Origin of the sequence: Marinimicrobium sp., from assembly GCF_002695945.1 — a bacterium.
In the GTDB taxonomy this organism is placed as follows: Bacteria; Pseudomonadota; Gammaproteobacteria; order Pseudomonadales; family Cellvibrionaceae; genus Marinimicrobium; species Marinimicrobium koreense.
Window position 1 is genome coordinate 1 of the sequence record NZ_NZQP01000049.1, and the last position, 23,981, is coordinate 23,981.

22 protein-coding genes are annotated in these 23,981 nt (G+C 59.8%); 13 read left to right on the plus strand and 9 right to left on the minus strand.

The window, feature by feature from the left end:
* The first annotated feature begins 195 nt into the window (after window positions 1-195).
* Window positions 196-702, plus strand: a complete 507-nt coding sequence (locus tag CMG77_RS11080; RefSeq protein ID WP_286807232.1) for an REP-associated tyrosine transposase — start codon at window positions 196-198, stop codon at window positions 700-702.
* Window positions 703-888: 186 nt separating this feature from the next.
* Here the strand turns inward: CMG77_RS11080 and CMG77_RS11085 are convergent, their stop codons facing one another.
* The 5 genes from CMG77_RS11085 to CMG77_RS11110 all read right to left on the minus strand — a co-directional run bounded on the left by CMG77_RS11085 (window position 889) and on the right by CMG77_RS11110 (window position 6,891).
* On the minus strand, window positions 889-1,965 hold the full coding sequence (locus CMG77_RS11085) for an efflux RND transporter periplasmic adaptor subunit (RefSeq protein WP_286904486.1): 1,077 nt from the start codon (window positions 1,963-1,965) through the stop codon (window positions 889-891).
* A gap of 33 nt (window positions 1,966-1,998) precedes the next feature.
* Complete coding sequence (locus CMG77_RS11090) at window positions 1,999-3,264, minus strand: ABC transporter permease (RefSeq protein ID WP_286904488.1); 1,266 nt, start codon at window positions 3,262-3,264, stop codon at window positions 1,999-2,001.
* Between the two features lie 6 nt (window positions 3,265-3,270).
* Window positions 3,271-4,506, minus strand: a complete 1,236-nt coding sequence (locus CMG77_RS15920) for an ABC transporter permease (protein WP_353743481.1) — start codon at window positions 4,504-4,506, stop codon at window positions 3,271-3,273.
* Between the two features lie 15 nt (window positions 4,507-4,521).
* Window positions 4,522-5,220 (minus strand): ABC transporter ATP-binding protein, encoded by a 699-nt coding sequence (locus tag CMG77_RS11105; protein WP_286904490.1) that lies wholly within the window; start codon window positions 5,218-5,220, stop codon window positions 4,522-4,524.
* Between the two features lie 204 nt (window positions 5,221-5,424).
* Window positions 5,425-6,891: an SLC13 family permease gene (locus tag CMG77_RS11110; RefSeq protein WP_286807235.1), complete on the minus strand. Its 1,467-nt coding sequence runs from the start codon at window positions 6,889-6,891 to the stop codon at window positions 5,425-5,427.
* A 257-nt stretch (window positions 6,892-7,148) separates the two neighbouring features.
* Between CMG77_RS11110 and CMG77_RS11115 the strand changes: the two genes are divergently transcribed.
* From CMG77_RS11115 to xerC, 9 genes are all read left to right on the plus strand, one after another.
* Entirely contained in the window at window positions 7,149-8,879 is a 1,731-nt protein-coding gene (locus CMG77_RS11115; protein WP_286807236.1) for a response regulator, read from the plus strand.
* Window positions 8,879-11,734 (plus strand): class I adenylate cyclase, encoded by a 2,856-nt coding sequence (locus CMG77_RS11120; protein ID WP_286876338.1) that lies wholly within the window; start codon window positions 8,879-8,881, stop codon window positions 11,732-11,734. Before CMG77_RS11115 ends, CMG77_RS11120 begins: the two co-directional genes overlap by 1 nt.
* A gap of 197 nt (window positions 11,735-11,931) precedes the next feature.
* On the plus strand, window positions 11,932-13,617 hold the full coding sequence (locus CMG77_RS11125; protein WP_286876339.1) for a GMC oxidoreductase: 1,686 nt from the start codon (window positions 11,932-11,934) through the stop codon (window positions 13,615-13,617).
* A complete protein-coding gene (locus CMG77_RS11130; protein ID WP_286876341.1) occupies window positions 13,617-14,180 on the plus strand; it encodes a gluconate 2-dehydrogenase subunit 3 family protein in 564 nt (187 codons plus the stop codon). Before CMG77_RS11125 ends, CMG77_RS11130 begins: the two co-directional genes overlap by 1 nt.
* A 303-nt stretch (window positions 14,181-14,483) precedes the next feature.
* The gene (lptM, locus tag CMG77_RS11135) at window positions 14,484-14,639 is read left to right on the plus strand and encodes an LPS translocon maturation chaperone LptM (protein WP_414673886.1); all 156 of its coding nucleotides are present in this window, start codon (window positions 14,484-14,486) and stop codon (window positions 14,637-14,639) included.
* A gap of 21 nt (window positions 14,640-14,660) precedes the next feature.
* A complete protein-coding gene (gene lysA / locus CMG77_RS11140) occupies window positions 14,661-15,914 on the plus strand; it encodes a diaminopimelate decarboxylase (RefSeq protein WP_286904493.1) in 1,254 nt (417 codons plus the stop codon).
* Between the two features lie 9 nt (window positions 15,915-15,923).
* Window positions 15,924-16,754, plus strand: a complete 831-nt coding sequence (gene dapF / locus CMG77_RS11145) for a diaminopimelate epimerase (protein WP_286804725.1) — start codon at window positions 15,924-15,926, stop codon at window positions 16,752-16,754.
* A 7-nt stretch (window positions 16,755-16,761) separates the two neighbouring features.
* Window positions 16,762-17,451, plus strand: a complete 690-nt coding sequence (locus CMG77_RS11150) for a DUF484 family protein (RefSeq protein WP_123638702.1) — start codon at window positions 16,762-16,764, stop codon at window positions 17,449-17,451.
* Between the two features lie 74 nt (window positions 17,452-17,525).
* The gene (gene xerC / locus CMG77_RS11155; protein ID WP_286804724.1) at window positions 17,526-18,431 is read left to right on the plus strand and encodes a tyrosine recombinase XerC; all 906 of its coding nucleotides are present in this window, start codon (window positions 17,526-17,528) and stop codon (window positions 18,429-18,431) included.
* Between the two features lie 29 nt (window positions 18,432-18,460).
* On the opposite strand, the gene ybiA is transcribed toward xerC, so the two are convergent.
* Both ybiA and CMG77_RS11165 read right to left on the minus strand, forming a co-directional pair.
* Window positions 18,461-18,925: a riboflavin biosynthesis intermediates N-glycosidase gene (ybiA, locus tag CMG77_RS11160; RefSeq protein WP_286804722.1), complete on the minus strand. Its 465-nt coding sequence runs from the start codon at window positions 18,923-18,925 to the stop codon at window positions 18,461-18,463.
* A gap of 65 nt (window positions 18,926-18,990) precedes the next feature.
* Window positions 18,991-19,590 (minus strand): exopolysaccharide biosynthesis protein, encoded by a 600-nt coding sequence (locus tag CMG77_RS11165; protein WP_286804721.1) that lies wholly within the window; start codon window positions 19,588-19,590, stop codon window positions 18,991-18,993.
* A gap of 221 nt (window positions 19,591-19,811) precedes the next feature.
* On the opposite strand from CMG77_RS11165, the gene CMG77_RS11170 reads away from it, so the two are divergent.
* Entirely contained in the window at window positions 19,812-20,165 is a 354-nt protein-coding gene (locus tag CMG77_RS11170; RefSeq protein ID WP_024461697.1) for a DsrE family protein, read from the plus strand.
* A gap of 114 nt (window positions 20,166-20,279) precedes the next feature.
* Here the strand turns inward: CMG77_RS11170 and CMG77_RS11175 are convergent, their stop codons facing one another.
* Window positions 20,280-20,831, minus strand: coding sequence for a PEP-CTERM sorting domain-containing protein (locus tag CMG77_RS11175; RefSeq protein ID WP_286804720.1), 552 nt, complete (start codon window positions 20,829-20,831; stop codon window positions 20,280-20,282).
* 213 nt (window positions 20,832-21,044) lie between these two features.
* Entirely contained in the window at window positions 21,045-21,926 is an 882-nt protein-coding gene (locus CMG77_RS11180) for a TraB/GumN family protein (RefSeq protein WP_286804719.1), read from the minus strand.
* Between the two features lie 152 nt (window positions 21,927-22,078).
* Here CMG77_RS11180 and CMG77_RS11185 point away from each other — a divergent pair, with 152 nt between their 5' ends.
* Together CMG77_RS11185 and CMG77_RS11190 are read left to right on the plus strand one after the other, a co-directional pair.
* Complete coding sequence (locus CMG77_RS11185; RefSeq protein WP_286804717.1) at window positions 22,079-22,558, plus strand: YaiI/YqxD family protein; 480 nt, start codon at window positions 22,079-22,081, stop codon at window positions 22,556-22,558.
* The gene (locus CMG77_RS11190) at window positions 22,555-23,925 is read left to right on the plus strand and encodes an MATE family efflux transporter (RefSeq protein ID WP_286804716.1); all 1,371 of its coding nucleotides are present in this window, start codon (window positions 22,555-22,557) and stop codon (window positions 23,923-23,925) included. Before CMG77_RS11185 ends, CMG77_RS11190 begins: the two co-directional genes overlap by 4 nt.
* Window positions 23,926-23,981 lie beyond the last annotated feature (56 nt).

Consider the following 23,981-nt stretch of genomic DNA (forward strand, 5'->3'; position numbering starts at 1 on the left):
CACCTCCAATGCTCTCGGTTCTTCGCACCTTGCTGTTACAGCAAGTTACCGAGTTATGAGGGTCCCCTTTCTTTTTTCTACCTTATAACTGACTACTCGAACTCAACGAATTCACGGCACGCTCCCGCAGGTCGGGTTAGCGAAGCGTAACCCGACAGCAACCACCAACACCAACTCGTAAACCACGGAGGGTTTATGCAATACCGACGTTATTATCACCCCGGCGCTGCCTATTTCTTCACCGTCGTCACCGCAAGACGACGCCCTCTATTTGATCATCCCAGTGTTGTTGGCCTACTCAGACAGCGTATTCGACAGGTCAAAATCCAATACCCGTTTGTTCTCGACTCAATAGTCGTACTACCGGATCATCTACACTGTATCTGGGTTCTACCTGAGGATGACAGTGATTTTTCAATCCGTTGGCGCCTGATAAAGTCGGGACTAAGTCGAACACTTCGGGAGTCCTTTGGTTTGACCGGACCGTTCTGGCAGTCACGTTTTTGGGAGCATTTTCTGAGAGACGAGCGGGATTGGCAGAGGCATAGAGATTACATACACTTTAATCCGGTTAAACATGAATTGGTGAGACGGGTGCGGGACTGGCCGCATTCAAGTTTCCATCGGTTTGTAGAGCGAGGAGAATATCCTGAGGACTGGGGCGGCGTTGTGCCGGATCTTAGGGGAGTGGGAAAGGAGTGAGTTTTGAGTGTGACGTTGTACGATGACGCTTTTGGCGTTTTTAGCTACTAACACCGTTGCTGTCTCCGTGGGCTGTCGGGTTACGCTTCGCTAACCCGACCTACTCGAACCTGAAGATTCCACGGCAAGTTCCAGTAGGTCGGGTTAACCGAAGGCGTAACCCGACAGCTGCTGCCTTTACGTGGATCAGGACTGTTTCTTGATCTTCTCGTCCTGAGTCAAACCTTCAACGACCTCAATGTGGATGCCGTTGGATAGCCCCACCTCGACGGGGCGTTTTTCAAACACCTGATCGGCGGTTTCGACTTCGACAAAATACTCATCGCCCTCAATGATCAGATTACCCTCGTTGATGGCCAACACGTCTTTGCGTTCGGCCAGAACAATATCCGCATTGGCACTGTAATTGGCTCGTAGAAACACCTGGTCTTCCAGGGTCACGGCGGCGCGGATTTCGAATTTGATAGTGCCCTGATCTTCTTCACCTTTAGGAGCAATGTGCTCCAGGGTCGCATCGAAGGTCTCGTCCTGCAGCGCGCCCACATGCAGAATCAGTGACATGCCCTCTTCGATTTTACCGACTTCCGCTTCGTCCACCTTGCNNTCGAAAATCATATCGCTCATGTCGGCCATCACGGCGANCGGTGTACCCGCTCCGTAGGTGCTGGATTCAACGATAAACGCACCTTCCTTATTGGGAATATCCAGGATCATGCCATCGACCGGTGCGCGGATNACGTTGGACACCANATCGGAATCGCTGGTGGCGCCCTCGCTGATCAGCAGCANGTGATTNTCNGCCGAGCGAACCGNTTCGCGCTTGAGCTCGTAGTCCAACTGGAACCGGCTGAATTCCGAGGCGGGAATCAGNCCGCTTTCAAACAANTTGCGCTGTCGNTCCAACTCCTCTTCAGCGTTGGCCAGGCTGATCCGTGCGGAGTCGAGTTGGGACTCGGCGTTGTTCAGCATCACCATACTGGGNGCCAGGGTGATGCGCGAAATCAGATCGCCCTTGCGNACCGTCTGTCCGGCNGTGACATACACGGTGTCCACCACGCCGGACACCTGGGAGGTCACGTTGACCTCCTTGCGGGGAACCACCCGGCCGGTGGCCACGGTTTTCTGGACAATGTCCATNANCGCAGGCGCGTCCGTTTCGTAGGTCACCGGCTTGGCCTGGGATTTGTTGTACAGAAATACCGCCGTGCTGATAAANATCAGTGCGATAAACCCGAGCAGAAGAACTGTGAATACCTTTTTCATGGTGACGATCTCGTAGTGAAGCAAACGTGAAANTTATTCGTCCTGAAGGGCCGCGATCGGATTGACGCTGGCCGCTTTGGCGGCGGGGAGCAACGCCGCAATGACCCCGGAAACGATCAACACGGCCAAGGCCATCAGCGCTGTGGTGAAATCCACTTCCGGNTTGCTGAACATGCCGGCCCGGCCGCCGCTGGCCGCGAGNAGGGCATTGACGCCCTCCAGCAGCAGGACGCCCGCCACCAGACCGGTGTAGCCGGCCACGGCGGTAATGAAGATGGACTCCTGCACGATCATGGCCACGATNGACGTAGGTGTTGCGCCCAGCGCCTTGCGCAACCCGATTTCCCGGGTGCGCTCCCGAACCACGATCAACATGATGTTGCCCACACCCAGGGCGCCGGCCATGATGGTGCCGATGGCCACNAACCANCTGAANACCTGAATGCCGGTGAACAGCCCGTTNATCTTGTCGAACTCGGTCTGCAGNTTGAAGCTGCCCAGCACGCCGACATCATCGGGCGCCACCTGCTTGCGTTCGTGCANANANGNTTTGACCTGCTGCTCGACGTNGGCGGCGTGAACGCCCGGCTTGGGGATNACCACCATGCTGCCNATCCAGGCGGNCTGGTTGAAGGTCTGGCGCAGCGTATCGTTGGGCATGTAGATNCGCTCTTCCTCGCTGCTGTCGGGCTCGGTCGAGGTGCTNGCGTANACNCCCACNACCTGAAAGCTGATGCCATCNATGGTCAGATACTGTCCGACNGCCGCTTCGCCCGGCGCGAACANNTGGTCCTTGACCCGTTGNCCGATGATCACCACTTTGCGCCNTTCCCGNTCGTCGAGCGTGTTCAGNTANCGCCCTTCCACAACCCGCTGNCNANANATNCCGGCCATNCCGGCCATNGCGCCCTGNACNGAAAAACTGCCACTGTTCTGTTCGTACACGGTNTAGGCCGGTGAACCGCCCCAGATGCCCACACTGTTCTGNGGNTAGAGNCGATCGACGGTGGGAATATTGTCGCGAATNGCCGGAAGATCGTCGGGTCGCAGTATGATCTGNCGGCCNATGGGCATGCCNTGATANGGNACNTGNGTNCGTCCCTGNGACCAGATCCACACNGCATTGGGNACGCCGCGAAANCCNTCCATCACGCCGTTCTCGAGTCCCTTNCCCGCGCCGAGCAGNACGGTCAGCATGAAAATGCCCCAGAACACCCCGAAGGCGGTGAGCCCGGTGCGCAGTTTGTGCTGGCGCAGGGTGATNAAAATTTCCTGCCACTTTTGGGTATCAATAATCACTGGTGGCTACTCCGCGCGCATGGCTTCAATGGGCATGATTCGGGCCGCTTTCAGCGCCGGNACCANACCNGCCAGGGCACCCACAATCACCAGCAATACGATGGCNGTNATCGCNGCCTGGAAGTTGACTTCCGGGTTCTGAAAGAACGGCAGGTTGGCGCCCACNGAGCGCANNCCNAAGGCCATCAGTTCGATCAGNCCCACGCCCAAGACCAGNCCGGCATAGCCGGCGATACTGGTGACCAGAATGGATTCCAGCAGCAGCGTNTTCACAATATTGAACGGCGTTGCGCCCAGGGCTTTGCGAATGCCGATNTCCCGGGTGCGCTCTTTTACCGTAATGATCATGATNTTGCTNACACCNACAATACCGGCGGTGAGCGTGCCCAANCCGACAAACCAGATGAANGCATTGATNGCNAGGAAAAGCCCGNTGACCATTTTTGCGGGGCCGGCCATNTTGAANGACTGGATNGCCCGNCGATCNTCCTCNGCCACCTGATGACGCTGNTTCAGCAGCTCAATNACCTGTTGTTCCACCTGNACACCGTCGTAGCCGGGTGCNGGCCGNAGCCACAGTGTCTGAATGTTGTCGCCGCCNCCGAAGACNGTGCGATAGGTGGTATCGGCAATNTAGATGCGCTCGGANTCCTGGCCGCGGTTGTTNCGGTCGTAGAACACACCCACNACNGTCAGNACNACGTTGTTGACNGTNACNTCCTNGCCNACCGGGTNNGNNNCGGGGCCNAACANNCGCTCNACNACNGTGCGNCCNAGCAGANAGGATTTGCGCAACTGNGCCTGNTCNAGACGGTTCANNTCGCGNCCNAAGTCGAATGGNTCCACGCCTTTGATGCGGAAAAAATCATCGGGGATACCGTGCAGGGAAAAACTGCCGGTTTTGTTNCCCGCACGAATACTGGCGTTATTGATGCGGTTTTCCGANGCGATAAACCCGACGCCGGGGACCTGACGNTTGATGGCNGACAGATCGGCGGTGGTGAGCTGAATGCGCCGACCCACCGACATGCCCTGNTGGGCCACCGAGGTCGCCCCGGACCAGATCACCACAAAATCGCGCACGTCGGTACCGAAGCTGTCGTACACGCCGTTCTGCATGCCCCGGCCNGCGCCGAGNAGCAGGATCAGCATGAAAATACCCCAGAACACGCCGAAGGCGGTGAGCGCGGTGCGCAGNTTGTTCTGNCGCAGGGTGTAGAGAATTTCCTGTAATCCGTCCATGTCTNGCCTCGGNGNTCAGGCGTGTTCGAGGGCTGATNTGTGCAGATCGGCGGCGGAAATAATCTGGCCGTCTTTGAGCACAATCTGCCGCTCGGTCTGGTTGGCGACATCCTNTTCATGAGTGACGATCACGATGGTGTTGCCCAGGCTGTGCACTTCCTTGATCAGCGCCATGATGTCCTCGGTCGTTTTGCTGTCCAGGGCGCCGGTGGGCTCATCGGCGAGAATGACTTTGGGCTGGGTGACCAACGCCCGGGCAATGGCCACCCGCTGCTTCTGGCCGCCAGAGAGTTCGTTGGGCATGTGCAGGGCGCGGTCACTCAGCCCCACCATCTCCAGATAGCGGGCGGCCGTCCGGTTGCGCTCCTTGCGCCCGACATTCTGGTAGTACAGTGGCAGGGCCACATTCTCCAGGGCATTTTTGAAAGGCAGCAGGTTGAATGACTGAAAAATGAAGCCGAGCAACTGGTTGCGCATTTGCGCGGCGGTCTTCTGTTTCAGGTGGCGAATTTCCCGCCCGGCAAGGAAGTAGTCGCCCTCATCGTGAGTATCGAGAATCCCCAGAATATTCAGCAGGGTGGATTTGCCTGAGCCCGACGAACCCATGATCGACACCAGCTCGCCCTCGCGAATGTGCAGGTTGATGCCCTTGAGCACATGCAGGCGCTGGTCGCCGGTGGCGTAGTACTTGTGAATATTATCGAGTTTGATCATGACGCTGTCCGCAAATTGGCTTCCTGGCTAGATAGCCCAGACTGATACCTTGATGCCGACCGCTCCGAAAGGCCGGCGGCTGGCTTACCTGTTGTGCTCTGGGTTAGGACGCGAGCGGCAACGGGTTTGGATTCACAGTGGGCTGATTATTATCATCCGGTCAGCGAGACTATATCCCTTTTGGCTCAAACTAACCAGTGAGCACTAGTGGAACAGCCGCCAGTGAATCAGCGCCGTCCCGAGGGCCGCCACCAGAGCGGTACCGATCAAATTGAGCGCTAAACCGGCGGATGCCATCTGTTTGATCGATAGCTGGTTTGAGCCAAACACAATGGCATTCGGCGGGGTGGCCACCGGCAGCATGAAGGCACAGCTCGCGGCAATCGCGGCGGGCACCACGAGCGCCTCCACCGGCAGACCCAGGGCGATGGCCAGCGCGCCCAGCAGAGGGAGAAAGGCCGCCGTTGTCGCGGTATTGCTGGTGATTTCGGTCAGAAAAATGATGGTTGCCGTCACGGCCAAAACAATGACCGCGGTAGGCCAACGATTCAGCGTTTCAAGGCCCGAGGCAATGGCTTGGGCGAGCCCGGAATCCTGGATGATACCGGCCAGGGCCAGCCCGCCACCGAACAGCAGCAATACCCCCCAGGGCAGTTTCTGGCTGGATTCCCAGTCCATCAGGCGTGAGCCCTTCCCATCACCGGCGGGAAGCGCGTGCAGTGCAATGGCACAGGCAATGGCAATGCTGGTGTCGGTGAGCGAACCAGCGGGGAATACTCCGGCCAGCAGGGGCTGAAAAATCCAGGCCACCGCCGTCACGATAAACACCCAAGTGACCCGCTTTTCCATCCGCGTCATGGGCCCCAGCTCGTCGAGGCGCTGCCGGAACAGGTCGTGATCGGTTTTGTGATGCGGGGCGTCGCCGGTGCCGGCGGTCCGTCCGCGGGCCACCACATGGGCCAGCCACAGCCAGGCCGCCATCAGCATGGTCAGGCTGACCGGCAAGCCGATGATCATCCACTCGCCAAAGCCCAGTTCGATACCGTGTTGTTCGGACAGATAGGCGGCCAGCAGAGCGTTTGGCGGGGTGCCGATCAGAGTGGCAATGCCGCCGATACTCGCGGAATAGGCAACGGCAAGCAGCAGGGCTACGGCGTAGGGGTTGCCCGAACGGGCATCATCGACCCCTTTTACCTGAATGACCGAGAGCGCGATGGGTAGCATCATGATCGCGGTGGCCGTATTGCTGACCCACATGCTCAGAAAGGCCGTGGCCAACATGAAGCCCGCCAGTTCCCGGGCCGGTGTGCCGCCCATGGTGGACAGAATCCGCAGTGCCATTCTCTCGTGCAGACGCCAGCGTTCCATGGCCAGGCCCAACACAAACCCGCCGAGAAACAGGAAGATCAGCGGGTGGGCATAATCGCGGGTTACCGCACCGGGCTCGACCAGACCGAGCAGTGGGCCGAGCACAATCGGCAGCAGCGCGGTGGCGGCCAGAGGCAATGTTTCGGCAATCCAGAACACGGCCATCAGCCATGCCAACCCCAGAGCGCGCCAGGCCTCGGTGGACAGACCGCCGGGGGCCGGAACCAGGGCCACCAAGAGCACGCCGGTGATCCCGAGCAGTAGACTGAGCCATTTTCCCTGGGTGGGTCGGATATCGGGCAAGATAGGCCTCTTTGAGTGGTTATGACCGGACATTGATTTTTCCTTTGGCATAGCGCCAAAAATGCACTAGCCTTAGAGGCTGTAGCCCGTTTTCAGCACAGTCTGGACGGGCCCTCCGGGCGAGAGCAGACCGCTGACGGCCCTCGAAGTATATACCTTGTATGCGCTTCGAGCCGTCTGAAGCAAGCCGGCGCTGGCGCCGCCCTATTCGATAAATGGCCAGCGGTGCTTTGGCAATGGCGACAAATGACCTCTCTGTGCAACAGCGCATACGCGCGCTGGAGAAGGAACTGGCAGAGCTGAAAGCCCAAGTGGCTTCTTCAGAGCCCGCCGGTGCGCTTTCCGAGGCGCAGGCATCGGATCGGTTGCCCAGCGCCCAGGATGCCCTGATTGCCGCCAAAACCCAGGCCGACCTGGCCAACCGCACTAAAAGTGAATTTCTGGCACGAATGAGCCACGAAATCCGCACGCCCATGAACGCCATCATCGGCCTGGGGCACCTGTTGGGCGACACCCCGCTGGACGACCAACAGCGCAGCTATCTGGACAGCATGGGCGCGGCGGCGGACTCCCTGCTTCATATCATTAACCAGGTGCTCGACTTCTCCAAAATCGAGACCGGTAAAATCGTCCTCGAATCCGCTCATTTCGATCTGGAGCAGGTGTTCGAAAAGCTCGCCCGGTTGTTCGAAGTCAGCGCCATCCATCGGCAGGTGGACATCACCTACGATCTTCACCCGGACGTGCCCCGCTTTCTCCGGGGCGATACCGCCCGCCTGAGCCAGATACTGAGCCATCTGGTCAATAACGCCATGCAATACTCCACCAGCGACCGGGTGCTGCTGAGCGTGCGTCAGACCCAAACGACGCCAGAGGGCGTCGAGCTGAAATTCTGCATCACCGATTTCGGTGTGGGAATGAGCCCGGAGCAGGTCGCGGCACTGGAAGCCAGTTTCGAGGCCATGGCCCGGGGCCCCCGGCAAGTGGGGGTGGCGACCAGCACGGGGTTGACCATCTGCTATCACCTGATCAAGCTCATGCAGGGCGAACTGGAAATCCAGACCGAGCCGGGCCAGGGCTGCCGGATCAGTTTTACCGCCCGGTTTGAGCACAGTCAGATCGGGGCCTGGACGCTGAAGGAGCGCCCGGATCAGTTTGAGCATCTTCGCGCCCTGATTGTCGATGATAATGCCCTGGCGCGGGAGATCATTGCACGAACCCTGCACAATATGCAGCTTCATGCCGACTGTGCAGCGTCGGCCGAGGAGGCGATTCACCAGTTACGCACGGCCGAACGGGCCGGCCGGCCCTACGATCTGGTGCTGATGGATTATCAGATGCCGGTAGTCAACGGCCTGGAGGCCACCGAAGTGCTCAAGGCAGATCCGGAACTGGCCCATACACCCCAGGTCCTGCTGATTTCATCCTACCACCGCGATGAAATTTTCGACGGCGAGCAGAATGCCGAACTGGTGGATGGGTTCCTGAACAAGCCCGTCAGCGAATCGCGGCTGTTTGACGCACTCAGTCAGCTGTTCAGCGGCCATCTCAACGCCCAGGCCACCAACGCGCCCGGCGCGGAGGTATCCCTGGCGGGGTTGAGTGTCTTGCTCGCGGAAGACAACAAGGTGAACCAGCAGGTGGCCCAGGGCATTCTGCGCAAGCGTGGTGCTGAAGTGACACTGGCCGCCACAGGCCGGGAGGCGCTGGATCAGTTCTATCGGAATGTGGATCATTTCGATGTCATATTGATGGACCTGGAAATGCCCGACATGGATGGCTATGAGGCGACCCGGCGGATTCGCGCCGGCGACCAGCGCCCGGACATTCCCATCGTGGCCCTGACCGCTCAGGCACTGCGGGGCGACCGTGAGCGCTGCCTGGCCGAGGGCATGAACGACTACATCAGTAAACCCATCAAACCGGCCCTGCTCTACCAGACCCTGTTCGAGGTGGTTCAGGCGGCAACCACACCCCAGGGCAAGTAATGGGCCTACGCTCAGACGTCATTGAACTCGATCATAGTGATGGCGGGCTCGACCGGAAACAGCTCAAGCGGCTCAAACAGCGTTTTCTCGATCTCAATCGGGTGCGCCACCGGCGCATGCTCGAGGGCCTGAGCGACCGTCAGCAGGACCTGGTGGTTCTGCTGCCGCTGCTGTTTCACGTCAACCACCCCATGTTGCCCGGTTACGTCTCTGGCACCACCCCCGCCGGTCTCAGCGGTTACGAACCCGACCGGGATCAGATCCGCCTCGCCCGGGGGTTGGCCCGCAGCTTCCACTATCAGCGCGACGTCAGCGCCCGCGCCTGTGACATCGACGCGCTGTTTGTCATGGGCAGCGTCGGCACCATCGCCCAGAGCGAAGGCAGTGACCTGGATGTCTGGGTATGCCACCGGCCGGGCCTGGAGCGCGAGGCGCGCGATCAGCTCCGGCGCAAGTGTCGCCAGCTGTCGCTCTGGGCGGAACAGCAGGTGCGCCTGGAGGTACACTTTTTTCTGATGGAGCCCGATCAGTTCCGCACGGGTCAGCTGGGCCAGCTGTCGGCGGAAGGCAGTGGCTCCGCCCAGCGGTTTCTCCTGCTGGATGAGTTCTATCGCACCGCCCTGTGGCTGGGCGGCAAGCTACCTTTGTGGTGGTTTGTGCCCGGTACCTGTGAGCGCGACTACGCCGCCTACACACAAACCCTGCTCGGGCAGCGGTTCCTGCGTGCCGCCGAGGTGATCGACTTTGGCGGCCTGCCGGACATTCCCACCGATGAATTCGTGGGCGCGGGCATCTGGCACCTCTATAAAGGCATTGAGTCGCCCCACAAATCGGTCTTGAAACTGATGCTGCTGGAGGCCTATCTGCAGGGGCAGGATCGGCGTCCGTTGGCGCTGACCTTCAAAGAGGCGGTGTATCAACAGGCGCCACACCCGGATCGCCTCGACGCCTATGTGATGATCTACCGGCGTTTGGAGCAGTACCTGATCGATACGGGTGACGTAGGAGACCGCCTCAACCTGGCCCGCCGTTGCCTGTACTTTAAAGTGGACAAACCGCTGACCCGGCCACCCCGCAGTGGGCGCAAGTCCTGGCAGCGGGAGCAACTCGAGCAACTGGTGGCGGAGTGGGGGTGGAGCCACACTGAGCTTCAGCGGCTGGACCAGCGCCGGCACTGGAAGGTGCCTGATGTCATGGAGGAACGACGCCAACTGGTGGCGGAGCTCAGTGCCAGCTACCGGCTGATCAACGCGGTCAGTAAGGCGTCCACCGAAACCCGGATCAGCGATGACGAGCTGATGGTCCTGGGGCGCAAACTGCACGCGGCGTTTGAGCGCAAGGCGGGCAAGGTGGAGTGGCTCAACCCCGACATCTCCCAGGACATCGCCGAACCGGCGTTGATCTTTGTGGAAGAGCCGGACACGAGCCCCGAGGGGGCCCGCTTCTGGGCCGTGTTTCGCAGCCGGGATGGCCAGCCGGACGGCCCGCCCCTCAAGCGCGCGCGCTATCTGGGGGAGCTGCTGCTGTGGACCTATGGCAACGGCGTGCTCGGCGCCGGTGCCTGGTTTGATGTGCAGGGCGAGCGGGTCAGCCTGACCGCCCCCCAGCGCCAGCAACTCTGGCAATGGCTGCATCAGTGGCTGCCCTTGCCGCTGGTGACCCGGGCCCACGAGCCTTTCCAGCGGGCCGCTCGCGCGGAACGCCTGCTGCTACTGTTTAATCTGGGCGTCGAGTCCCAGGCCAATCTCCACGAGCGGGGCCTGCAGATGCTCAGTGCCCAGCGCGATGCCCTGGATTTCAGCGGCCTGCGCGACAATCTGGTACTGACCCTAGATCTGGTCCAGATCAACAGTTGGCGCGAAGTGCTGTGCCGTCACTATGACGACGATGCACTGATCAACGGTCTTCAGTATTACCTGCGCCTGGCTCCTCCGGGACGGGGGCTGGCCCCGCCGGAGGTGACCATCCGCTGCCTGGGAGCCCAGGGTAACCTGGTGGTACAGCGTCTGGAGGAGCTCTGGCAGGATCTGGTCGGCTGTTATTACTCCGGCACCCGTCCCGCCAGTAGCCGCTATGTGCTGGAAACCGCCGAAGGCTATGTGCTGATCCAGTTCCTCCAGCAACAACCCCACGTCACCCGTTATGGCAGCTACGATGCCCTGATCGACAAGCTGACCAATGCGCAACTGGAATACAGCCCCATCGTGGTCGATCGGCACGCCCTGAAAAATCGTCCTCTGAAACTGATGGCCGACCAGGCTCGCGAGCCGGGGGTCTATCTGTTTTATCAGGTGCAGGAAGAGGAGGCCGAAGTGACCTTGATTGATGAGCTGGGGTCTCTGCTGGTGATCCGGCTCTCGTTTTTCAGCCACACGACGCTTCTGCGTCCCCTGCATCATTTCCTGCGTTCCGTCGTGGCCCGTCAGAGCGCCAGCGCCGATCAGGGAGGAGACGCGACGCCCCCGGTTCGGCTGTTTGAGCTGTGTGGCCGGGTGGATCAGGGTCGCGGCTACCTGGAGGAACGTGCCAGCGCCGGAGACCTCAGCCGGTTGACCTTCACCAACATTCAGGTGATTGCCGAGCCGGCTCCGGACGGCGATATCCTGTACACCGTGTACTGTAACGACCGGGAGTTCTCCGCGCTGGATTATGGGGACGAGCTGTTCAGCGAAGTGGCGCGCTATATCTTGTCCATGCGTCGTGCCAAAGAGCGCTATCCCTGCTATATCACCGACCTGGACCTCAGTCAGTGCCGGGACCTGTTGGCGCCGCAACTGGGGCTTCAGCTCAGCCACTACCTGGACATCAAGGCCCAGCTGGAACAGCGGCTCAACAGGGCGCTGATGGATCTGTAAGCGCGTGTGTTAAAAACCGTGAGACCCGTGGAAATTTGTGCGGGCGCAGGGTAGGCTATGCCGGGGTTCGTCATACAAGTTGGGCGGCCTTCCCCAGGTGGTACCTATGAAGAGTCACCGAATCGCTCAGATCGGCAATTCGTATTAGCGATGTTTGATCCACCGGGTCAATAATATAACGAGACAGAGATGTAACTATGGCAGACAACCACTACGACGCAATTGTGGTCGGCTCCGGCATCAGCGGCGGCTGGGCCGCCAAAGAGCTGACCGAAAAAGGCCTGAAAGTGCTCCTGCTGGAGCGCGGCCGGAATATTGAACACGTCAAGGACTACAAGAACGCCACCAAGGAAGTCTGGGACTACCCGCACCGGGACAAGCCCACCCAGGAAATGATCGAAAACTACCCGGTCCTCAGCCGGGACTACCCGCTCAATGAGTCCACCTTCGGGATGTGGGCCGACGAGCAGAAAAACCCTTACATTGAAGAAAAGCGCTTCGACTGGTACCGCGGCTACCATGTGGGCGGTCGCTCCCTGCTGTGGGGCCGCCAGAGCTACCGCCTGGCGCCGGCGGACTTTGAAGCCAATGCCAAAGAAGGCATCGCCATCGACTGGCCGATCCGCTACAACGACATCGCCCCCTGGTACGACTATGTCGAGAAGTTCGCCGGCATCGCCGGAACCCGGGAAGGCCTGGACATTCTGCCCGATGGCCAGTTCCTGCCCCCGATTCCGCTCAACTGTGTGGAAAAAGACGTGGCGGCGCGTATCGAGAAGGCGTTCGGCGGCAAGCGGCACATGATCCACAGCCGGGTGGCCAATATCACCGAACCCAAGCCCGAGCAGGGCCGGGTCAACTGCCAGTACCGTAACAAGTGCTGGCTGGGCTGTCCTTTCGGCGCCTACTTCAGCACCCAGTCCTCCACCCTGCCGGCGGCCATGAAAACCGGCAACCTGACCCTGCGGCCCTTCTCCTTGGTGAAAGAAATCATCTACGACAAGGACAAAAAGCGGGCCAAGGGTGTGGAGGTGATCGACACCGAAAACAACCAGACCTACGAGTACACCGCCGACGTGGTGTTCCTGAACGCCTCGGCCTTCAACTCCACCTGGATTCTGATGAACTCCGCCCGGGATGTCTGGGACGGTGGTCTGGGCAGTAGCTCCGGGGAGCTGGGCCACAACGTCATGGACCACCATTTCCGGGCCGGCGCCAGCGGCCAGGTGGAAGGTTTTGACGACAAATACTATTACGGCCGTCGTCCCGCCGGTTTTTATGTCCCGCGTTTTCGCAACGTGGGCGGTGATCAGCGTGATTATGTACGCGGCTTTGGTTACCAGGGCTCCGCCAGTCGCCAGAACTGGGATCGCAACATCGCCGAGTTTGAGGTCGGCGCCGATCTCAAGCAGGCACTCAGCGAACCGGGCGCCTGGAACATCGGCATGATCGGTTTTGGTGAAATTTTGCCCTATCACGACAATCGCATCTCCCTGAACCACAGTGTCACCGACGCCTGGGGTCTGCCAGTGCTGGCGATGAACGTCGAGATCAAGGACAACGAAAAGAAAATGCGCAAGGACATGATTCAGGACGCGGTGGATATGCTCGAAGCCGCGGGTGTGAAGAATGTTCAGGGGGGCGACTGGGGCTACGCTCCGGGCATGGGCATTCACGAAATGGGCACCGCCCGAATGGGCCGGGACCCGAAAACCTCGGTGCTCAATGCCCACAACCAGGTGTGGGACGCGCCCAACGTCTACGTCACCGACGGCGCCTGCATGACCTCCGCCTCCTGCGTAAACCCGTCCCTGACCTACATGGCGCTGACCGCCCGGGCGGTGGACCACGCGGTGAATGAACTGAAGAAGGGGAATTTGTGATGAATCGACGTGAACTCCTCAAACTGATCACCGCCGCCACCGGCACCGCCATGATCGGCAGTACCGGGGTCATCGCCGGTTGCGCCTCCAAAGAGGAGGCGGCCCCGAGCCTGAGCTTCACCGAACAGGACGTGTTCCTGCTCGATGAAGTGGCGGAAACCATCCTGCCACGCACCGACACCCCGGGGGCCAAAGACGCCGAAGTGGGCCAGTTCATGACCGTGTTTGTCCGGGACTGCTACACCGAGGCCGAGCAGGCCATCTTCCACAGCGGCATGGAGCAATTGAACGCCGCGGCCAACGAGCAGTACGGCAGCGACTTCATGAACCTGAGCGGCGAGCAGCGCACCGAGTTCATTCGCGCGCTGGATGCCGAGGCAAAAGCGGTGGCCGCCGCCGGCACCACACCGCCGCACTACTTCACCATGATGAAGCAGCTGACACTGTTCGGCTTCTTCACCTCCCAGGTGGGGGCCACCCAGGTGCTGCGCTATATCGCCATCCCCGGCCGTTACGATGGTTGTATGCCGCACGAGGAAGGCGACCGGGCCTGGGCGACCTGATTCAGGGTCAGGTAACGGCGGATGCGCAGTCTAATCGCTGCGCTCAGCCCCTACGCATGGCTGTGGGGTCGGTTTGGTTGCGGCGGATGCGGCCTTCTGCCTTATCCGCCCTACGGGTGGCACGGCAGTTCGCGTAGGGCGGATAAGCGCGAAGCGCGCATCCGCCGTTACCCAAAGCCGTAGGGTGGATAAGGGGCGAAGCCCCGTCATCCACCGTCTGGTCCCCTCTCCCATTTGTTGAGCCCCCACACCCTCAGGGTTATACTGCCCGCCTTGTTTCGCCCGAGCCCTGCAGGAGTGCCCATGACCCCCCGTTGCGCCACCTTGAGTGCGGTATTGCTGTCTACCTTATTGTTGGCAGCCTGTGGTCAGAAAGGCCCCCTCTACTTGCCCGAAGAGGCCGAGTCCGGAGAACCCCGGAACGAGCAACCTGCGTCGGATGGCGGCCAGAGCGAATAACCCCCTGATTTGAGACCCGATATGCAGCCTTTTGAACGCCGTGACGGCGAACTGTTTGTGGAAGACCTCCCCCTGGCCCGTATTGCCGAGCAGTTCGGCACGCCCACCTACGTCTACAGCCGCGCCGCCTTTACCCAGCACTACCTGGCCTACGCCCAGGCCCTGGGCGATCACCCGGGGATGGTGTGCTATGCCATCAAGGCCAACTCCAACCTGGCGGTGCTGAACCTGCTGGCCCGGTTGGGCGCCGGCTTCGATATTGTTTCCGGTGGCGAGCTGGAGCGGGTCCTGCGCGCCGGCGGCGACCCCAAGCGGGTGGTGTTCTCCGGGGTGGGCAAAACCCGCGCGGAAATGATTCAGGCGCTCAACGCCGGTATCTTCTGCTTCAACGTCGAATCCGAGGCGGAGCTGGAGCAGCTCTCACAGGTGGCCAGTGAGCTCGGCAAAACCGCCAATATCTCCCTGCGGGTCAACCCGGATGTGGACGCCCAGACTCACCCCTATATCTCCACCGGGCTGAAAGAGAACAAGTTCGGCATCGATATCGAACGGGCCCCGGCGGTCTATCGTCGCGCGGCGGAGCTGCCCGGGTTGTCCGTGCAGGGGCTGGACTGCCACATCGGCTCCCAGCTGACCCAGCTCGCCCCGTTTATGGACGCGCTGGATCGCCTGCTGGTGCTGGTCGACGAGCTGGCGGGCGAAGGTATCCACATTCATCACCTGGACCTGGGCGGTGGCCTGGGGGTGACCTACCGGGACGAGACCCCGCCACCGGTCAGTGACTATATGGATGCGATCAAGGCCAGACTCGGCGATCGTAAATTGAGCCTGATGTTTGAGCCGGGCCGCTCCATTGCCGCCAACGCGGGCGTGTTATTGACTCAGGTGCTCTACCTCAAGCCCACCGAACACAAGAACTTTGCCATCATTGACGGGGCCATGAATGACAACATCCGCCCGTCTTTGTACCAGGCGTGGCAGAACATTGTGCCGGTGCGGGAGCATGGGGGTGAGGTAAAAACCTGGGACCTGGTAGGCCCGGTGTGCGAAACTGGGGACTTTCTGGGTAAAGACCGCTCGCTCGCACTACAGGCTGGTGACGTGCTGGCCATGCTCTCCGCCGGGGCTTACGGCTTCGGCATGAGCTCCAACTACAACAGCCGGGGCCGCCCGGCGGAAGTATTGGTGGACGGCGATCGCGCGCACCTGGTGCGGGCTCGGGAAACCATTGATGACCAGTTGCGCGGTGAGCAGGTGCTCCCCGACTCGGAGTAAGGAAGTTTCATGCGTTTGCGTTTTACCAAAATGCACGGCCTGGGCAATGACTTTGTCGTGATCGACGGCGTGACCCAGAAGGTGCGCTTGAGCACGGAGAAAATCCGTACCCTGGCGGATCGGCATTTCGGTGTCGGTTGCGATCAGGTATTGCTGGTGGAAACGCCGACCCGACCCGATATCGATTTTCGTTACCGTATATTCAATGCCGATGGCGGCGAGGTGGAAAACTGTGGCAACGGCGCCCGTTGCTTCGCCCGCTTTGTGCTGGAGCGCAAGCTGACCGGTAAGCGGTCCATCAAAGTGGAAACCGCCGGTGGCGACATGACGTTGAAAATCACCGAGCAGGGGCAGGTTCAGGTCGATATGGGCGTACCCCGCCTGAGCCCGGAGGAGATTCCCTTTCAGGCGGACGCCGAAGCGATCCGTTACGACCTGGTGCTGCCAGAGCAGACTTTGGATATCTCGGCGGTCTCCATGGGTAATCCCCACGCGGTGTTGATGGTCAACAAGGTCGACAGTGCCCCCGTGGAAACCCTGGGGCCGCTGATTGAGAGCCACGAGCGTTTCCCGCGTCGGGTCAATGCCGGCTTTATGCAGATGGTCTCTCCCAGTGAGATCAACCTGCGGGTGTACGAACGCGGCGCCGGGGAAACCCTGGCCTGCGGCACTGGCGCCTGTGCCGCAGTGGTGGCCGGACGGTTGCGTCAGTTGTTGGACGAAACCGTCAAGGTCAACCTGCCCGGCGGCAGCCTGAGCATCACCTGGCCCGGCCCCGGCCACTCGGTTATCATGACCGGACCCGCCACCACGGTGTTTCACGGACAGGTAAAAATATAAGGCCTTTATGAGCGAGCAAAGCACCGAAGCCAGCCAATTGACCGACGAGCAGGTTGCCCAATACCTGGAAGCGCATCCGGACTTTTTTGTTCAGCATCGCAAACTGCTCGCCGACCTGGAGCTGCCCCACGAAAGTGGTCCGGCGGTCTCTCTGGTAGAGCGTCAGGTGTCGGTACTGCGCGAGCGCAATATGGACATGCGCCACCGGCTGAGCAAACTGCTGGACAACGCCCGGGAAAACGACAAGCTGTTCGACAAAACCAAGCGTCTGGTGCTGGCCCTGCTTGAAGGTCGGGACATGGGCGATATCATCGACGCCTTGTGTTTCAGCTTTGACCAGGACTTCAATATTCACTACACCAGCATCCTGCTGTTCGGTCACGAAGATCGCGTTCCCAGCAGCCAGGCACGGGTGGTTACCATCGGCGAGGCGCGCCAGCACATCGCGCCCCTGCTGAAAAACAACCGCGCCATGTGCGGCACGCTGGGCGAAGGCGAGCTCCAGTTTCTGTTTGGCGACAACGCCCATCAGATTGGCTCCGTCGCCACCGTTCCATTGGTGCATGGCAATGCCTACGGCCTGCTCGCCATCGGCAACCGCGACCCCCACTACTACCGCTCCAGCATGGGCACCCTGTTCCTCGGCTACATCGCCGAAGTCCTCAACCGCTTGCTCCCCGAACACCTCCCGCGCTAATCTAGCACCGGAGTCTCCGTAGGGCGGATAAGCCAAAGGCGCATCCGCCGTTCCCTATATAGCGGACAGCACCCATGCCCCACCCTTTCTCAACCGAACGCACCGCCTTCCTCACCTACCTGCGCACGGAAAAACACCTCTCCCCGCGCACCGAAGACGCCTACGCCCGGGACCTGGACAAATTCCTCGCCTACTGCGAAACCCGGCAGATCAATGACCTTTCGGCGATCACTGTCCACCACTTGCGGGAAAACCTGGCCTCACTGCACCGCAAAGGCCTCAGAGGTAAAAGCCTGCGCCGGTGGCTCTCCTCACTGCGCGCCTTCTTCCGTTTCGGCATCCGTCGCGGCTGGCTGAAAACCAACCCCGCCGACGGCCTGCAGGCCCCCAAGGTAGAAAAGAAACTACCTAAAGTATTGGATGTGGATCAGGCCGGGCAATTCGTGGAAGTGAAGGACGAAGGATTTCTGGGCAAACGCGACCGCGCCCTGCTGGAGCTGATCTACTCCTCCGGGCTGCGCCTGGCGGAGGCGGTGGGCCTCAACCTGAACGACATCGACCTGCGCGAAGGCGCCGTCACGGTCACCGGTAAAGGCAATAAAACCCGGCAATTGCCGGTGGGCCAACAGGCCCGCGATGCCGTAAAAGCCTGGCTACCGGAGCGCGCCCTGGTGGCGCCCCCGGGCGAAACCGCGCTGTTTATCGGCCAGCGCGGCAAGCGCCTTACGCCCCGCGCCGTGCAACTGAGAATGCAGCAGCTCAGCATCCGACAGAACATGGACGAGCCGGTCCATCCCCACATGCTCCGCCACTCCTTCGCCAGCCATATGCTCGAATCCAGCGGCGATCTGCGTCTGGTGCAGGAACTGTTGGGTCACGCCAACATTTCCACGACCCAGGTGTATACCCATCTGGATTTTCAGCATCTGGCGAAGGTTTACGATAAGGCGCATCCGCGGGCAAACAAAAAATCAAAATAGTCAGAGTCGTTTGATTAGCAGGCTGGCTTTCAAGGAGAAGAAATTTTCTCCCGAACCGCCATCAACATTTTCCCATACTGATTCTCGCCCCGAAGATCCCTTCCGAGTCCCCAGAAATAATCGTACTGACTCACATCAACAATCTTCTTATCGCCCGTCGCCAACAATGCTTCGGAGAACTCCGGATACATCTGGCATTGAGTATAAATGGCGCGGGTCATGACCACGGTACGCACCCTGTCCCAGTCGGGGCGGGGTCGCTTGAGCCAGCCGCGACCGATGCGTCTTGCCTGCTCGGGAGTCGCCGCCTGGCGAATGTCATCAAACCGCTTTCGTCCCGGGTACTTCATGGCCTGGTAGTAATGCTCGGCGGTGGGCCACTCAAATCCGTCCAGTTCAAAAGGTCGCTGAATGGTGCAGCCCAGTGGATCCTCGGGTTGTAGTCGGGAAACGTGAACGGCGCGCTCGAGTTCGGAGGCTTGAAACAGGGTCATGGTCAGGCACTGAGGTTGCGTGATTGGAAGAGATCGAGTGTAGCAGATAGGGGCTGTAGGCAGGCCTACCCCAAGAATGCCCAGCCAATCACCGCCCCACTGGCCCCGGTAAACACAAAAGCCAACAGTGCCAGCAATCCATCCCGGCCGATAATGGCCAGTCCGAAAAAGGTCAGCACCGCCCCGGCCAGGTTGGCGCTGAAGGGGATAAATTCCATCAGCGGCATCATCAGTGCCACGGCCATACTGGATAGCGCGACACAGCGCATGGGAATGTAGCCGCGAATCAGGAAGATCAACCGGGGCTTGACCAGCCGGTCGATAAAACGGGCCGGTTTACGCGATACCCGGATGGCTCTGAGCAGGTGCGCGGTGGTGACCGAGCGGGCCAGTATCCATCGGGGCAGCCAGAAGTGTTCCTTGTGCAGCAGAAGCTGTACCGAGATGGTCAGCACCATCAGTGCGCACAGGGTGGGTACGCCGGGAATATCGCCAATGATGGGGGCGAGTACGATCAGGCCAATCAGCAGCAACACCGGGCCAAAGGAACGTTGGCCGATGGCGTCCATGATGGCGTCGATGGAAACTCTCGGCCGGTGATCGCAGATGTCTGCCACCCGGTCCAGTACTTCATCCAGGGATGCGACGTGGGGTCTGGTGTCCAAAGTCGGGCCTCTACCGATGCAGGCAAAGGCCTATAGGGTAGCGCGTTCGAGGGTGTTCCACCATGGACGAGTCGCCATTTTTTGCTGTGTCCACTCTATTGACACCTGCGGTGGTTCCCGTGGTCTACTAGCTATACCAACATGCGCAACGCATCCATCGGGGATGATGAGGCAGCGTCCCTTATCTACCTGATGCCCTTTCTTCAAATCAGGAGTAGAACATGCACTATGCCATTTCCACTACATGGGGGCCGAGCGATACCACCCGGGCGGCGATTCCCTTCATATTTGCCAACACGGCGTTGGAAGCCGGTGATACCGTCACCCTGATTCTGTTTCACGATGCGGTGACCCTGGCGGTTCCGGGCTGCCATGAGAAGGTGGTGCCCTGCGGTCCGCCGGCCAAGTTTGCCGAGGTGTTTGCGCACGAGAACGCGGAGATTATTGTCTGTAAGCCCTGCGCCGAAGCTCGGGGTATCGGGGACGGCCAGATTCTCGACGGCACCCGAATGGGGGGCATGGGGGATTTTTACAAACAGGTGGCTCGGGACGACTGCAAGTCCATGGCGTTCTGAAAACGGATCAAACGCCAACCCCAAAAGAAAAAAGCCCGCAGTTCCTTGCGGGCTTTTTCGTAGAAGATGCATCATCCTTGATCTGGGTAATCCTCCTTGCTGATTAGCTTCTCCTTAGCGGGCTACCCGGCGCCGGGCCATTCCCAAGCCGATCAATCCCAATCCCATCAGTATCAGAGCGCTGGGCTCCGGTACGCTGACTCCGGTTTTACCCCAGATGGCGACATTGGAGATGGCGCCGTTGCCAGGATAAAAACCTTGCAGGTCGAGGCTTTCCATGCCGTCCCAGTCTGCGAGATTGAACAGATACTGGGGTTGGTTACCGTCCTTGACGATCAAATAACATTCCGGACAAACAATTGATGGGCCGCCAACATAAGTGATCAGAGCGTTATTGGGGTCGCCGGAAAACACGGTGTTATAGGAGCTGGTGAAACTGCCCTCTTCGTTCCCTTCGTCGACATTCGCTTTGTAGTACAGCTCCAGGATGGAGTCCGTGCCCACGATGCCGGCAATGGTCGTCCCGCTCAGGTTAGAGTTGTTTTTCTCGGAGTTGTACTCCCAATCCGCATCTCCGGGGCCCAAAGGCAGCGCCTGTGCATGGCCTGCAAATGCCACCATAACCGTGGCCAGAGCAACACGAATTCCTTTTGATAAAATGTTCATGATAGGTACCTACTTGAATCGAACAGCGTATTGTGTCCGTGCCGAGGCTCGAACATTCGGCATCGCAGGTAATAAAGCAGGGACTGTGCCAAGGCGGGTAAACCCGCGCCATCATTGACGTTGTTTAATGGGGTGTCATTGACGGGGGCGGGTTTTGTAAAGTGACCCGACGCAAAAAATCGCCTGTTGGCGCCGGGTTCTACAAGGACAGAGCTAGTCGGTGTTGACCGTATAGGAGGTTACCGCGTAGCCCTTCTGTTCCAACGCGTTCAGCAAGCCGTCATCTCCAGCCAGATGCAGCGAGCCCACCAGAACCAGTTCGGTGCCTTCCTGCTCAAACAGGGACTCCAGCACCGGGAGCCAATCGTTGTTGCGCTCGGTCATCAGCGTCCGATACATCCCGGGGGCCTGCTCCCGCATCGGTTGCGCCATTTCCCGGTCCAGTGTTTCCAGGTCCCCGGTACGCCAGGCATTGACCATGTCGGTCATCAGCTGGTCAAAGCGCTTGAGGTCGGTCAGGGTTGCCTGAATAATGGCGTCGCCGTCGTGGCCGGTCATCACCTTCATATAATCCAGCACCTGCTCGGCCGTTTCCAGTTCGCCCATTGGCAGGTTATCGCGTTGTGCTCTCTGGTAGAAGTAGGCGTCAACGCCCTCCTGAATGCCGTTCTTCTGGGCGAGCATCACGGTCATTACCATGCTGACAAACGCGGGATCGAACCCCATGAACTGCTGTACCGGGAACTGGTTCGCCTGGGAATAGCTTTGTAGCTCTTTCCATACCTCCGGGCTGAGCTCGGAACTGAGGGTTTTGCCGGGCGGGTACATCATGACCTGCATCATTTTCTGGCCAAAGGCCGGATCCTGCATGACCCCGAGGTCGGTTTCCAGATAGAGGGCGTCCGCTTGGGCGTAGGCGGCGTCAAATTCGGCGGGCAGTGGGAAGTCGTCAGGGTGTAACAGATGGATGGTGCCACCGAGGAAAAAGCTCTGATCACCTTTACTGATGGTATAGAGCGCGGTGTCTGCCTGGGCGATGCTTACGGCGGCCAGCGCAGAGCTGAGCAGCAGGGCGTGGATGAGACGGTAAAACATGGCGGGGTGCTCCTTGTAATGGTTTATCAAAATCCTGAGCGCAAAGCCTAAACTGCCGTGGGTCAAGGCGCAACGCTTTCTGGTAACGCGAGCTGGTGAAAGCGCGGGACACTGCCTACAATGGCGGCTGATCATTTATCGTGAGTGACATTATGCCAATTTGGGTTGATGCCGACGCCTGTCCGGTGGTCGTGAAAGACATTCTCTGTCGGGCTGCGGATCGCTGGAAAATCACCACCACTTTTGTGGCGAACCAGGGCATTCGTGTGCCCCCCTCTCCCTTTATTAAAACCCGGCAGGTGATGGCCGGGTTTGATGTGGCCGACAATGAGATTGTGCGCCTGCTGCAACCGGGTGATCTGGTGGTCACCCAGGACATTCCCCTGGCGGCGGAGGTGGTGGAAAACGGGGCGGTGGCCATGAGCCCGCGCGGCCAGCCTTTCACCCGGGAAAACATTCGCCAGCGTCTGGCCATGCGCAACCTCATGGAAGAGCTGCGCAGCACCGGTGAAGTGACCGGCGGACCCTCCGGATTTTCCCAGACCGATCGCAAGCAGTTTGCCGACCAGCTTGACCGCTGGTTGCAGAAGAACGCCCGCCGTACCCAGAGTTCAGGACCATCGCCGAAATGACGACAGAGCTACGCCCGGATAACCGTCAGTTCTGGTGGACGGTCCTTCTGCTGGCTTTGCCCGTCGCCTTGCAGATGCTTCTGCAATCGCTGCTGGGCATGGCCGATGTGGTGATGGTCAGCCGGCTGGGCTCCGAGGCGATCGCCGCCGTGGGCCTGGCGGCCAAGTTGCACTTCCTGTTGCTGGTATTGATGAGTGGCCTGGCGACGGGTTGCAGTGTGCTGGTGGCGCAATACAGTGGTGCCGGTAAATTCGCCAGTTGCCAGCGTACCCTCGGCGTTACCCTGATGGTGGGTACCCTGACCATGGTGCCGTTTCTGCTGCTGTTTGGTGTGCGCCCGGATATCTGGCTCGGCTGGCTCAACCCGGATGCGGAAGTGGTGGCGCTCGCCGCCCGCTATTTGGTGATTACTGCTCCGGCGCTGCTGTTGACCCAGTGGATTGCCATTTACGAAGCATCGCTTCGGGCTCTGGGTAATACCGGCATGCCGCTGGTGGCGGGCACGCTATCCATTCTGATCAATGTCGCACTCAACTATATACTGATCTTCGGTCATTTCGGCTTTCCTGCTCTGGGGGTCGCGGGGGCCGCCTGGGGCACGCTGATTGCCCGCCTCTGCCAACTGTCGTTCATCCTCGCCTGGGTGTACGGCCGTCAACACGGCTTTGCGTTGCGCTGGGCGCAATTCAAAACGGCGCTCGCCTGGCAACCCGCCCGACGCTTTCTCGCCTTCTCCCTGCCCCTGGTGGCCAACTATGGGCTTTGGGGGCTGGGGAATGCCACCTACCATGTGATGACCGGGTTTACCGGCACCCACGCCCTGGCGGTGATGGGGGTGATCGTGCCCATTGAAAGCGCGTTTTTCGCGCTGTTTGTCGGTCTGGCCAGTGCCAGCGCGGTCATGGTCGGGCGTACCTTGGGGGCGGACAACACCGAGGAGGCCTGGCGCCTGCATAAAGTGTTTGATCGCCTGACGTTGATACTGGTGCTGACCTTATCGATGACACTGTGGTTGATCAGCCCCTGGATTCTGAGTGCCTTTGGTGAGGTGGAGCAGGATACGGCCGAGCTTCTTCAGACGACGCTGGGCATTTTCTGCGCGTTGGTCTGGGTCAAGATATTCAACATGATGCGTATCATCGGTGTGCTGCGCGCCGGTGGCGACAATCGCTTCGTACTGATAACCGATGTGTCGGTCATGTGGGGGGTGGGGATTCCGCTGTGTGCTCTGGCCATCTTTGGCTTGGGTTGGCCATTCCTGATTGTCTATGCGCTGATGTTTCTGGAAGACGCGCTCAAGTTCTTTCCCATGTGGCGACGCATTGGTAAGCGGTTATGGATGAATAATCTGACACAAGAGGATTAAAAGAACGCCCCTGTTGTGAACTGTGACCCGGTTCCTTGTCGGTAATTCGACACCCC